The sequence below is a fragment of the Rhizobium sp. FKY42 genome (genome assembly GCF_005222835.1).
Taxonomy (GTDB): domain Bacteria; phylum Pseudomonadota; class Alphaproteobacteria; order Rhizobiales; family Rhizobiaceae; genus Neorhizobium.
Window position 1 is genome coordinate 126,368 of sequence record NZ_STGA01000002.1, and the last position, 13,038, is coordinate 139,405.

At 57.3% G+C, this 13,038-nt stretch carries 9 protein-coding genes; 3 read left to right on the forward strand and 6 right to left on the reverse strand.

The window, feature by feature from the left end:
• The first annotated feature begins 115 nt into the window (after nt 1–115).
• Together E8M78_RS00685 and E8M78_RS00690 are read left to right on the forward strand one after the other, a co-directional pair.
• The gene (locus tag E8M78_RS00685) at nt 116–1,384 is read left to right on the forward strand and encodes a DNA repair exonuclease (protein WP_137133217.1); all 1,269 of its coding nucleotides are present in this window, start codon (nt 116–118) and stop codon (nt 1,382–1,384) included.
• Nucleotides 1,384–4,851, forward strand: coding sequence for an AAA family ATPase (locus E8M78_RS00690; protein ID WP_137133218.1), 3,468 nt, complete (start codon nt 1,384–1,386; stop codon nt 4,849–4,851). Before E8M78_RS00685 ends, E8M78_RS00690 begins: the two co-directional genes overlap by 1 nt.
• A 7-nt stretch (nt 4,852–4,858) precedes the next feature.
• Here E8M78_RS00690 and E8M78_RS00695 read toward each other — a convergent pair whose 3' ends face one another.
• The 6 genes from E8M78_RS00695 to E8M78_RS00720 all read right to left on the reverse strand — a co-directional run bounded on the left by E8M78_RS00695 (nt 4,859) and on the right by E8M78_RS00720 (nt 11,756).
• A complete protein-coding gene (locus E8M78_RS00695; protein WP_170973282.1) occupies nt 4,859–5,977 on the reverse strand; it encodes a glycoside hydrolase family 88 protein in 1,119 nt (372 codons plus the stop codon).
• Between the two features lie 2 nt (nt 5,978–5,979).
• Nucleotides 5,980–7,491 (reverse strand): glycoside hydrolase family 28 protein, encoded by a 1,512-nt coding sequence (locus E8M78_RS00700; RefSeq protein WP_246658168.1) that lies wholly within the window; start codon nt 7,489–7,491, stop codon nt 5,980–5,982.
• 65 nt (nt 7,492–7,556) lie between these two features.
• Nucleotides 7,557–8,816 carry an ABC transporter substrate-binding protein gene (locus E8M78_RS00705; RefSeq protein ID WP_137133220.1) on the reverse strand — a complete coding sequence of 420 codons (1,260 nt, stop codon included), beginning with the start codon at nt 8,814–8,816 and terminating at the stop codon, nt 7,557–7,559.
• Between the two features lie 22 nt (nt 8,817–8,838).
• The gene (locus tag E8M78_RS00710; protein ID WP_137133221.1) at nt 8,839–9,954 is read right to left on the reverse strand and encodes an ABC transporter ATP-binding protein; all 1,116 of its coding nucleotides are present in this window, start codon (nt 9,952–9,954) and stop codon (nt 8,839–8,841) included.
• A gap of 4 nt (nt 9,955–9,958) precedes the next feature.
• The gene (locus tag E8M78_RS00715; RefSeq protein WP_082547355.1) at nt 9,959–10,735 is read right to left on the reverse strand and encodes a carbohydrate ABC transporter permease; all 777 of its coding nucleotides are present in this window, start codon (nt 10,733–10,735) and stop codon (nt 9,959–9,961) included.
• Nucleotides 10,736–10,871: 136 nt separating this feature from the next.
• Complete coding sequence (locus E8M78_RS00720; RefSeq protein WP_137133222.1) at nt 10,872–11,756, reverse strand: sugar ABC transporter permease; 885 nt, start codon at nt 11,754–11,756, stop codon at nt 10,872–10,874.
• Between the two features lie 325 nt (nt 11,757–12,081).
• On the opposite strand from E8M78_RS00720, the gene E8M78_RS00725 reads away from it, so the two are divergent.
• Nucleotides 12,082–13,026, forward strand: a complete 945-nt coding sequence (locus tag E8M78_RS00725; RefSeq protein ID WP_137133223.1) for an AraC family transcriptional regulator — start codon at nt 12,082–12,084, stop codon at nt 13,024–13,026.
• Nucleotides 13,027–13,038: the final 12 nt, after the last annotated feature.

Sequence of the window (13,038 nt, forward strand, 5' to 3'; positions counted from 1 at the left end):
GCCGTTGTCAATGAAAAGTAGGATGGATGGAAGTTCGATCGCAGACACCGATTCATGGTTGTGTGCAAAGATCGATAGACGTTGAACGGTAATGCTATTCCGGTTAGACGGGAGCATGGCTTTCAGGTTCGTACATACAGCCGACATCCACCTCGATTCTCCACTGCGGAGCCTTTCGCTGCGCAATCCGGAGCTGGCAGAACTCATTGGTGATGCCACACGGCAGGCGCTTGTGCGTATCGTCGATCTTTGCCTTGAAGAGCGGGTCGATGCGCTGATCATCGCCGGAGATCTTTACGACGGCGACCAGACCTCGATGAAAACCGCACGCTTCCTCGCTACACAGATGCAGCGGCTGCATGAGGCAAATATCGACGTCTTCAAGATCCGCGGCAATCACGATGCTCTATCCCGCATCACACAAGAACTGGTGCTCCCACCTTCGGTCAAAGTGTTTTCCGGGCGCGCCGAAAGTGTTGAGTTGAACGCCGGGAACCAGACCGTCGCCATCCACGGCCTTAGCTTTGCCAAGCCACAGGCCCCGGAAAGCCTTCTGCCGAAATACAAACCAGCGGTTTCCGGCGCCATCAACATCGGCATCATGCATACGAGCCTCGCCGGCGCTCCGGGGCATGACCTCTATGCACCCTGCTCCGTCAGCGAACTGCACGCCTCCGGCTTTCACTACTGGGCTCTTGGCCATATTCACCAGCGAACGCATCACGCCGGAGAACGAACGGTCATCATGCCCGGCATGCCGCAGGGGCGCGACATCAATGAAGCAGGAGAGAAAAGCGTTACCCTGGTTACTGTTCGCGACGATGGTAGTCTGGCGATCGAAGAACGCCTGACGAGCATTGCACAGTTCGCCCGCATCGACGTTGATGTGTCGGGCCTGACGGGGTGGACCGATCTTGCCGAACGCATCGGCTCCACTCTGGAGCGCGAAAGAACGCGCACTCTCTCCACCCATCTCGTCGCGCGTCTGCGTCTGATCGGCGAGACGCCTCTGGCCTGGACGATGCGCCGCGACACGGATCTCCTTCTGGCTGAAGCCGAGCAGCGCGCGGAACGGACTGGGCGAGTCTGGATCGAAAAGCTTGAGCTGGATGTGCGCCTACCCTCGGCGCCCGTCGGCGTGTCAGGTGGCGATCCGGTGGTTGAGCTGAAGGAGATCATCCACGGTCAGGTCATCCCCTCGACGGGTTACAGGGAGCAGGTGCGCGAGCTTGTGACACAGCTTCTTGATGACCTTCCAGCGGAAGCAAGGCAGTTTGCCGGAAGGGATACCGAAAGTTTCGACAGCCTCGTCGATCAGCTGATCACACAGGGCAGCGAAGACATCCTTTCCCGAATGGCCGCCGTTGATCGGGAGAAGAACTGATGCGTCTCTCCCGGCTTGATCTCACGCGCTACGGCAAGTTTACAGATCGGATGCTCGACTTTGGAGCACGTCGCGAAGGTTTCCCGGATCTCCATATCGTCTACGGTCTCAACGAGGCCGGAAAGTCGACGGCGTTTTCTGCCTATCTCGACCTGCTGTTCGGTATTCCCGACAAGAGTTCCTACGATTTTCTGCATGCCTATAGCGCCATGCAAATTGGTGGTCGACTGGAGATCGACGGTCGTGGGCAGGATTTCACCCGCATCAAGAAGCGAACAAACGGGCTACTCGATCACTCTGGGCAGCCGCTGCCGGAAGCGATTATTGCGTCAGCACTCGGCGGGCTGACGCGCGACTCGTACAGAGCCATGTTCTCACTGGATGAACATTCTCTGCAGGATGGCGGTCGCGCAATCGTAGAAAGCAAGGGAGATCTGGGGGAGCTTCTGTTTTCCGCAAGCGCAGGCCTTGCCGAGCTGAGCCGCGTTTTGAACGCGACCGAGGAAGAAGCTTTCGCCTTCCACAAGAAGCGAGCCCGCACCACGCAACTGGCCGAGCTCAAGCAAAGGCTGGCTGGGCTAAAGGCGGAGCGGGATGAAATCGACACCTATGCCCCGGCCTTTGCCGGTCTTGTTTCGACCCGCGATCAAGCTCAGAAGAACTACAGCGCAGTCCTTGAAGAACTTTCAGGCTCGCAGCTCCAGGCGCTGCGATTGCGGGCGGAGTTGCGCGCGCTGCCTTTACTGCGTGAACTTCGGCGAACGGAAGAAGCTCTGGCGCCCCTGGCAGATCTTCCGCGCCCGCCCAGAGAATGGGCTGCTCTTCTTTCGGAGGCGATGCGTGATGAAACGCAGCTTGAAACAGAGAAGGCCAGCCTGTTGGCCTCTATCGAACGGCTTGAAAGCGAGATTGCGGCGATTGTCATCGATACCGGGATCCGCGATGCAGCCGATGCGATCTCCACGCTGACGGTCGAAAAGGCGCGCCATATCACCGGAGTGAAGGATCTCGAGAGACGGCAACTTGAGTTGGCCGAAAGTCAGGCGCTTCTCCAGCAGGCTCTGCGGGCGCTCGGCAAAGAAGGTGAAAAGCAGCCCGAAACGCTCATTCTTTCACCGGCCCTGACGGGCAAGCTTCGCGATTTGATCGAAACGCGGTCGGGCATCAGTGCGACGTTGAAGACCGTTCAGCGCGAAGTTGAACGCATCGAAGCCGCCATTGAACTGGCCGATGCGAAACTGGCTGGTCATTCCTCGTCTGAACGTGATGAGAAGAAGGACCGGCAGGTGACAGTGATCCTCGAGCGGCTCCGCAAAAGCGATACCCGTTCCCTTATTGCGCTTGAGACGCGCGGATTGGATCGACTACGCCGGCAGGTAGAACAGACCGCGACCGCTCTCCTGCCGTGGGAGGGAACCGCCGACGAGCTTAGATCCCTGATAGTGCCCGATCCTCGACAGATGGAGGCTTGGCGACAGCAGTCTGCGGAGTTGGACAGGCAGACGGCTCGGATGAAGGAAAGCCTGCGCGAAACCCGAACGCGGCTTGCGGAGACCGAGGCACGTTTTGCAGCATCGCGAAGCGAAGTGGAAAATTTCGACGACGCATCCGCATCCACGCTACGCCAACGTCGAAACGAGGCATGGCACCTGCATCTCAGCAGTTTAACCGCAGAGACCGCTCAGGCCTTTGACGCCCTGATGCAAGAGCACGATAAGGTCAGCGACAGCCGTCTTGCACACTCCGGGGATTTGGTGGAGTGGCGGCGGCTGCGGCAGGAGCGACAGGCGCTTTCGGTGAAACTTCGCGAAACCGAAGAGGTACTCGCCGAGATCAGCCAGGAACGAACGGATCTACTGAACCGTCTGGTGGAGGTGCTGCCTTTCGAACGCGGCAGAGGGGCAGACATCCCGGCCCTGATATCCTGGATTGACGGCTTCTCCAGAGCGCGGACAGACTATCTTTCCGCTTACGACAGCTGGGCTGAAGCCAACGATAAAGTGGGAGAGTTACAGAAGACGGAACGGCAGCAGCTTGATGAATTGAACCTGCTGCTTTCGGACATTCCAGATATTGAAACTTCACCAACCGATTTTGAGGGCAAACTTGATGTCATCAGCGACTGGCTGGCTGCAGGTCAAGAACAGGCACGGGAGCGGCACCAGCAAACTACCAGGCTGGGCGAGTTGCAGCGGGATCTGAGCGAGCGCCAGCAGGATCTGGCGAACGCACGCCAGGCGCAAAACGAATGGCACGAAGAGTGGACCAATGCGCTGAACCGGACCTGGTTCGCGCAAGAGACGGACCCGGCCGCGGTCCGTGGCGTTCTCGACCGACTGACGGATCTACCCCGCCTCATTGGACAACGCGATCAGCTGGCCCATCGCACGGAACTGATGGCACGAGATATCGCACGCTTTACCGCGCAGGTTAGAGAGCTTGGCGCATCCGTTGGATGGGCTGAGACAGATGAGGATGTGATTGCACTCGCCAGCCGCCTGGAACGCGGCAGGCAAGAGGTTGAACAACTGCAATTGCACCGGCAGTCCCGCCTTGCCGATCTTGCAAGGCAGAAGGAAGCTCTGGAAGCTGTCGAAGTAAGGCTTGCGGCCCATGCGTCGCGCAAGGCAGAATTCACGTTATTCTTCGGAGTCGAGAGTCTGGATTCGGTCAGCCAACATCTGGAGCGTGCAGCGGAGCGCGACCGTTTAGAAGCACGCTCACTTGAACTACGTCATCAGTTACTGGACATGCTGTCTGCGGATAACCTGGATGATGCTGTTCGCATGCTGACTGATCTGGATGCGGAACGCGCGGCGTCGGATGTCCAGCAGCTGACGCAAACGATTGAGAACCTGTCTCAGCGATCGCGCGAACTCTACGCAGAGCTAACGCGTGCGCAGGACAGGATCGACGCGGTTGGTGGAGACGATGCGGTTGCGCGCCTCGAAGCACGGCGCGCAACCATCATCCTCGATATTCAGGAGCAAGCCCAGCGGTATCTTCGGTTGCGTGCCGGCACCATGGCTGCCGAGAGTGCCTTGAGCCTCTATCGCGAGAAGCATCGCAGTTCGATGATGACCAAGGCCTCTGCGGCGTTTCGGCAAATGACCCGAAACGAATATTCAGGCCTCAGCACCCAGCCCGATGGTGGCAAGGAAATTCTAATCGGCGTGACCAGGGATGGGGGTTCCAAACTTTCGGATGCCATGTCGACGGGTACGCGCTATCAGCTCTATCTGGCGCTGAGACTGGCCGGCTACGAAGAGTTCGCGGCCGTTCGCCCGTCCGTCCCTTTTGTCGCTGACGACATCATGGAAACATTCGACGAACCTCGTTCCGAGGAAGTTTTTCGACTGTTCGGACAGATGGCGACCATGGGTCAGGTGATCTACCTGACCCATCACCGACATCTGTGCGATATTGCAAAATCCGTGGTTCCGGATGTTCAGATCCACGAACTATAGGCAAAGTCTATGCAGGTATCCTGTCCTGCCTTGCCATTGCATCGCCTGCGCTGAAGAGTTCCGCGTAGGCCATCATAAGCGGTGCGACACCCTTGATGTCGTCATCTCGCAGAACCTCGGTCAAATAATATTCGGGCGTGCCGTCCCGGTAATTACCATCGAAACCACCAAGCCCCGCCACGCAGCAGATGTTCCCGAGAACGGTTCGGCTATCTGCGTTCTTGATCATGGCGCTGGCCATCAACCCATCCAGAGCTTTTTGACCGGCATTAGCCAAAGCGGGTGAAAATCCGGGCAGGCGCGCAGCCTTCATGTACGCATAGGCCAGCATCGCCGTCGCGGAACTCTCTGCATAATTGCCGGGGAGCTCCGGCTGGTCGATGACCTGCAGCCAGCGGCCATCAGAAAGTTGCAGTTCCTGTAGCCGCAGCAGAAGGGACAGCAACTTAGCAGAAAGCTGATCGGTAGAGGTTCCGGGTGGCAAGGCGTCGATCAGATCGACGAGCGCCATGGCCAACCAGCCGAGGGAGCGTCCCCAATGTGCGGGTGAAAGACCTGTCACCGGATCAGCCCATTTCTGTTGCCGCGATTCATCGTAGCCGTGGCGATAGAGATTGGCATCCTTGTCTTCAGTCAGGCGAAGCGCCGTCAGCATTTCGCCAAGTGCCTGCTCGGCAAGCCCAGGCTGCCGGGCGGCAGCCGCATATTCCGCTTTGAATGGCAAAGCCATGTAAAGGCCATCCAGCCAGACCTGATGCGGGTAGCGTAGTTTGTGCCAATGCGGTCCGGCATCAATCCGCGGATGTGTTTCCAGCTGTTTCGCCAGCAGATCCGCCGCTCTGCGATAGCGATCGTCGCCGGTGCGCTCCGCAAGGTAGAGAAACGCACGACCAGGAAGCACGTTGTCGATGTTGTATTCATCGGCCGTATAGCCAGCCAGCTCACCGTTCGGCCCGACCTGCGCGTCTGCGAGCCGCTGAAGATGACGGAACCAGCGCTCCTCGCCCGTTGCCTCGTACAGCATGATGAGACCGCGATACAGACAGCCGTCTTCGTAGCAGGAGGCTCCTCCCTTGTAGAGGCTGTAGTCTCGGGCATACGCATCGAAATAGTCAGGCAGGTTTATGTTCATGCGGAAACACTCAGCAAAGTAGGTGTCAGTACAATGCCATCACGGCGATCGAATTCGGCATTTTCTGCAATGATCCCGCCATGACGGATGGGGAGGAACCCGCAGGCCATGTCCGGCACATCCGGTTTGGCATTCGGATCGAATGTGACCCGGTAGTTCTCGATTGAAATGCCTGTCACGGGCGCTTCTGGCAGGCCATAAAATGCGGCTGCGGCAACGCCCACGTTGTCCGCCACGACATTTCGAAGATGGATCCTGGAGATCATCGGCGTAGCATCGGTGAGAGGAAGCGGAGAGCGGGACTGAACGTAATCGGACTTTCCGTCAGCATCACAAAAATAGAATGCGTTGATCACGAGCGGCGTTGCAACCTGGTCCATGTAGCAATCGTCCAGCGAAACATTGCTCACCTGACCACCGCGTCCGCGCCTCGTCTTGATGCGCAGGCCACGATCAGTTTCCCGCAGCGAACATCTGCGGATCGTAACGTCCCGCACCGTGCCGCTCATCTCGCTTCCGATGACGACGCCGCCATGCCCGCGCTGCATATGGCAATTCTCGATGAGAATGCCTTCGCAAGGTTGGTCCAGTCCGCCTTTCGGATCTCTCTTGCCCGCCTTAATGGCGATACAGTCATCGCCGACCGAAAAATGAATGCCCGTCAACCGAACATCCCGGCTGCATTCCGGGTTCAAACCGTCGGTGTTAGGCGAATGGGGATCGTTGGATATGTCCAGATCCGCAGCCAGAAAGTCCCGGCAGAAGACGGGATGAACGGTCCAGGAAGGTGAATTGCATATCGTCAAACCAGTCACGTGGACTTGGTCAGAATGCGAAACGAACAGTGTGCGGGGACGCCTTGCGCCATCGCGGGTTTCCTTCGGCCACGTCCACCAATCGGCTGCATCGGCGCCACCGTTGATCACACCGGCACCCGTGATGTTGAGCCTCTGGCAATCGATGGCGGTTATGAGACTGGCGAAGCAGGCTTCCGCCACGCCTTCCCAAGTTCCAAGAATGCGACCGTCGGCATGTCGCGCAGGCAAGATAGGATAGTGCTTCCGGTTTTCATGACCGAGGAGAACAGCGCCTTCCTCCAGAAGCAAAGTCATTCTGCTCTTCAGGAACAGAGGCCCGGTGCGGAACGTACCAGCGGGAATGACAAGTGTGGCATCATTCGGAAGCATATTGATCGCCGCTTGTATACGTGGCGCATTATCGTCCAATTCCGGTGATGCACCCTCGTTGACGATGTTGACGAGCCTGCTCTCCCTACTCGTTTCGACACCAAGCTCTTCTCTGTCGCACAGGAGGCGATATCGTGTCGAAGGTTGCAGATCGTGGATCGTGAATACGGCCCGATCGGCAACCCCGGTCGCAACGGTCTCATTTTCATCATTGATCAGACACCAGTCTACCAGTGCGGGTAGGAAAAAGTGGCTCTGTTCGGCATCGATGCTGACGGTCGCCGTGCGGGTGCTCACGGCAATCAGCGCTAGTCGCGACATGGATATGTCCTCGGAAGGAAAGAGGATGGCCCCGCGCGACATGCGCGCGCGAGGCCCTGGGAGGATCAGAATTTCTTCAGGACGCCGTTCACGCCATCAATGATGGTTTCTGCGGCTTCCTTGGAATCAATCTGTCCGTAAGCGTATTCTTCAAGCGCATCGAGGAAGACGGAGCGGATTTCCGGATGCTCGTTCAGCGGCGAGACCGTCGGGCCGCTCGCCTTGACGATGATGTCATGCGCCTTCAAAAGTTCCGCCTCAATCTTACCGCCATCCGTCAAGGTCTTGGCTGCAATCTTGCTGGCGGGAAGGCCGCGAGAAGTACCGAGGATCTTGATGGCTTCCGGCTCATTCAGCAAGCAGTTGACGATTTGGGCGGCAGCCTTCGGGTCTTTCGAGCGCTTCGAGATCGAGAAGACCATGGAGGGCTTGCGATAGACACCATCGGTCTTCGCATCGCTTGCCTTGAGAATGGCGACAGGCTCCAGCTTCTGGCCCTTCAGTGGATCGGCATATTTGGAGAAGGTCGAATCCCATTCATAGGAACCGGAAATGCGGCCATCCGCCCATTTGGGGCTTTCAAACAGGTTGAGGTTCCCTTCCGCGGCAACCGCCTTCTGGGACATGACCACGCCGTCCTTCACCAGCTTGCCATAGAAATCGATTGACTTGGCTAGCTCCGCTGCGCTCCAGGCGACCTTCTTGGTTGCGGGATCGACCAGATCCTTGCCCGTCGACTGTGTCGCATTCAGCGAGATTAGAAGAACCGCCGTCTCCTTGACCGCATTCATCGGATAGGCATCAGGGCCGATCTTTTCCTTCACCGCCTTGGCGGCCTTGAAGAGTTCGTCCCAGGTGGTGGGAATTGCAACGCCTGCCTTGTCGAGCGCCGTCTTGTTGAACATGAACACGCGGCCCGTCGTCGATACAGACAAGCCGTTCAGCTTGCCGTTCATCGTGCCAGCAGCCAGATCGTCAGCCGACCACTGGCTGAGGTCGATAACATCCTTGAACTGGTTGAGATCGGCAAAGCCATCGCCTTTGATAGAGAAGAGCGGCAGCCACGGCCAGTTGATCTGCATGATATCGGCTTCGGTCCCGCCTGCGATCTGCGTGGTCACCTTTTCCAGATGGCCGTCGAAGCCGGTAAACTCGGCAGCAATCTTGTGCCCATACTTCTCGCCGCAGACCTTTAGAGCCTCCTGTGTCACCTTATGTCGGCTGTCCCCGCCCCACCAGGACATTCGCAGATCGGCAGCCTGGCTAACCTGCCCAAGGCTGGTGGCTGCGAAGGCTGTTGCGAGCAAAAGTTTCGTCAGTTTCATGGTCGTTCCTCCCCGAACGCGTTTAATCAAGCTTGGCTAGTGAGATGTTCTCGCCGCTCATGCGGTCGAACAAATGGATGTTTTCCGATTGCGGTGCGAGATAGACCGTATCGCCGCTGATCTTGCTACGATCGTACTGGGCAGACGGCACCACGGCGATGACCTGGCAGCCCTCGACCTTCACGTAGAGATAAACCTCGTGGCCCATGAACTCGACGTGGGAAACCTTGCCAGCAAGCGTGCCGGTCTCCTCGGGCGACGCCACGCGGAAGTGCTGCGGACGAACGCCAAGCGTCAGGCGCTTCGCTGCGGTCTGGCTCAAACGCGCCATGACGTCCGATCCAAGTAGAAGGCGCTGGCTGCCGATAGAAAGAGTGGTATCTGCCAGTTCCGCATCCAGAAGGTTCATTTCAGGGCTGCCGATAAAGCCTGCGACAAAGGCATTGGCCGGACGATTATACAGCGTGACGGGATCGGCCACCTGCATGATGCGGCCTTCTTTCATCACGCATATGCGGTCGCCCATGGTCATGGCTTCCGTCTGGTCGTGAGTCACATAGACAACGGTGGATTGCAGACCATCCGCCTTTAGCTGCTTGTGAAGATCAGTGATACGGACGCGCATTGAGGCGCGAAGTTTCGCATCGAGGTTGGAAAGCGGCTCATCGAACAGAAAGACCTGCGGCTTCTTGATGAGCGCGCGGCCCACTGCGACGCGCTGCGCCTGCCCACCGGAAAGCTGCTTTGGGAGGCGCTCCAGATAATCCCCGATTTCGAGAATATTGGACACGTCGCGGGTCGCCTGCTCGATCTCATCCTTCGGACGACGTTTCAGACGCAAACCGAAAGAGAGATTTTTTCGCACCTTCATGTGCGGATAAAGGGCATAATTCTGGAACACCATGGCAATACCGCGCTCGCCGGGTGCCTTGTCGTTGACGAGGTTATCGCCGATACGGATTTCTCCGCCCGTGACCCGCTCAAGACCCGCGATCATGCGCAAGGTCGTAGATTTGGCGCAACCGGATGGCCCGACCAGAACCATGAACTCGCCGTCGTTCACATCGAGGTTGATCCCATGCACGGCTTTGAAGCCGCCATAATCCTTTTCAAGATTTCTAAGCTGCAAGCGAGCCATGGTCTTATCCTTTCACGCCACCGGCGGAGATGCCTTCGATGAAATATTTCTGAGCCACGAAGAACACTATCAGCGCAGGCATGATGGTGAGCACGGACATGGCCAGGATGCGGTTCCACTCGAAGGCTTCGGTGGTATCGATCGAGAGTTTGAGCGCCAGCGAGACAGGGAATTTGTCGACCGACGAGATGTAGATGAGCGGACCGAGGAAGTCGTTCATCGTCCACATGAACTGGAACAGGCAGACCGAGATCAAAGCAGGCGTCAGAAGCGGCACCACGATGAACAGCAGAACCTGCCAGGTGGAAGCGCCATCCACGCGAGCAGCCTCTTCCATGTCGCGCGGAATGGCGCGCAGGAACTGAACGAGCATGAAGACGAAGAAGGCATCACCCGCGAAGGCAGATGGAACCCACAGCGGCAGGAAGCTATCAAGCCAGCCCAGATCGCGGAACAAGAGATATTGCGGAATGCGCGTTACGACGTTCGGCAAGAGCAGCGTCGCGATCAATGACGCGAACAGGATCTTCTTGCCTGGAAAATCGAAGCGGGCGAAACCGTAGGCCACGGCGGTGCAGGAGATCGCCGTGCCGATGATCTTCGGGATCACGATCAGGAAGGTATTCCAGAAAAAGCGACCGAACGTGTAGGGCGTCGATGTTTGCCAGCCGTTGACATAACCGGCGACCGTTCCCTCATGCGGAATGAAGCCGGCGCCTGCAAAGATCTCAGAGTTTGGCTTGAACGAAGCCCCAATCAGCCAGATCAGCGGATAGAGCATGACCAGGCCAACGGAAAACAGCACACCATAGCGAAGAGTGGCGCTGATGATCTGGCGGCGACGCTGCGCCTTCAAGATCTGCTCCGCTTCGCGATCAACGGAAAGTGGAGTGGAAAGTGCGTGATCTGTCACGGGATCAGCTCCTCTTGTCGCCGGCGTAGTAAACCCAATGGCGCGAGGACCAGAAGGCGATGACGGTCAGGACCATGATGATGGCAAAGAGAACCCAGGCGATCGCGGAGGCGTAACCCATGTCGAAGCGCTTAAAGGCCTCTTCGTAGATGTAGAGTGGCAGGAGATAGGTCGATTTCAGCGGACCGCCCTGCGTGATGATGTAGGGGCCGTTGAACTCCTGGAAGGCCTGAACCATCTGCATGATCAGGTTGAAGAAGATGACTGGCGTGATCAGCGGCATGGTGATGTGCCAGAAGGTGGCAAATTTGCCTGCACCGTCGATCGAGGCAGCCTCATAGAGAGACTTGTCGATGCTCTGCAAAGCCGCAAGGAAGATCACCATGGCCGAGCCGAATTGCCAGAGCCGCAGAAGCGTGATGGTGAACAGCGCATTGGTTGGATCGCCGAACCAGTTGACCGGCTCGAAGCCGATGGCAGCCAGGCCCATGTTCACGATGCCAACATCGGCAAACAGATAGCGCCACATGACGGCGATGGCGATGGAGCCACCCAGGATCGACGGCACATAGAAGGCGGTTCTGAAGAAATTGATGAACTTCAGCTTGTAGTTCAGGATAACTGCGATGAAGAGCGCGAAGGCAAGCTTCAGCGGAACAGTGGTGAATACGTAGACAAGCGTCACCCAGAGCGATTTGCGGAACGTACGATCGCTGGTAAACAGCTTTACGTAGTTCTCGATACCGGTAAACACCGGCGCGCTCATGAGGTTGTAGTCCGTAAAGCTCAGATAGAAGGATGCGGCGAACGGCAGTGCCGTAAACACCAGCAGGCCGATGATGTAGGGCGATAGGTAAACCAGCCCCAGGAAACGGCTGTCTCCGCTCATGCCGAACCTCCGGATTTCCTGCGCCCGAAGAACATGTCATACGAGTTCGGGCAATCTGCATTCGGCATTTGCGTCATCGGACCAGCCCCAGACTTGAGTCTAGAAGCACTCACGCAATTGGCCGGACGATCAACAATCTTATAGTCTGAAATCTGCATCTAAAGTCGTCGGTAAAACCCCACCTGCACAGCGAAAATTCGCGTGATTGGTACGATCTTGACCCGCTCCTCCCGTTGAACAGGCAACGGAGCTGTTCAACTCCGTCAGTTGGGCGTAATATCCTTGTCATACGAGTTTAAGAGAATAGAGGCTTCGGGACAAAAAGATGGATAAAAGCGAACATGGCACACTCGGCGCTATTCCGGTCCACGCCCTGACCTTGAAGCTTACCCGCTCTACTATCAAGATGTTACACACCCCGACGTGGATGATCGATAAATCAAATAGCGTCCATGATCTTATCATATGTCTTACAGGCTCTGCGACTTATTCGGTCGGCGATGAGATCGTGCATATGAAGCCCGGAATGGCCCTGTTGATCGACGCCAATACCCGCTTCATCGGCCGCTCTACGTCATCCGAACTTTACACCGGCGCCGCGCAACACTTTACGCTGGATGTATTCGGACGAATGGATATGATCCAGCAGATGGAGCTACGACGCGCAGTGCATCTGCCGCGTTGGGAGATGCTGGAACCGCTCGTCAGCCACTATCGGGAGACGGCTCCTCTCTCATCGACGACCCTCGCCCAGCATCATATGTTCATGGTCTTTCTCATCGCGTATATCGAGGCGGCGTTCATTGGTTGGCGCCAGCAGGTGGAACCGGCGGTGGATAACCCGGACGCGCTTTCGCTCGCCGTGATGGTGGCCGCAAGCCGTATTGCCGCCGAGCCGCTGAATGACTCAATCGTGGATATCGTACTAGCCTCGATTCCTTACAACCTCGATTACTTCCGCCGCGTCTTCCGAAGGCAAGTTGGACTAACCCCAACAAAATATCAGGAATTCAAGCGCATGGAACGTGCCATGGGCCTGCTGGCCGCTGGCCGCTCGGTAAAACATACAGCGGAAATGGTGGGTTATGCGGATAGCTATTATTTCTCACGCATGTTCAAGCACTACATTGGCGTCAGCCCCGCAGGCTACAAGGAAGCCGAAAAGCGACACCGGGATGGGCACTTTCCCCGCGGGGAAGAGGACGGTCAGGTGGTCTATCCGATTATCCGCCGCATCGAAGAAGACGGAAAAGAAGGTGTCACGGTATGAGATCCACCGGCT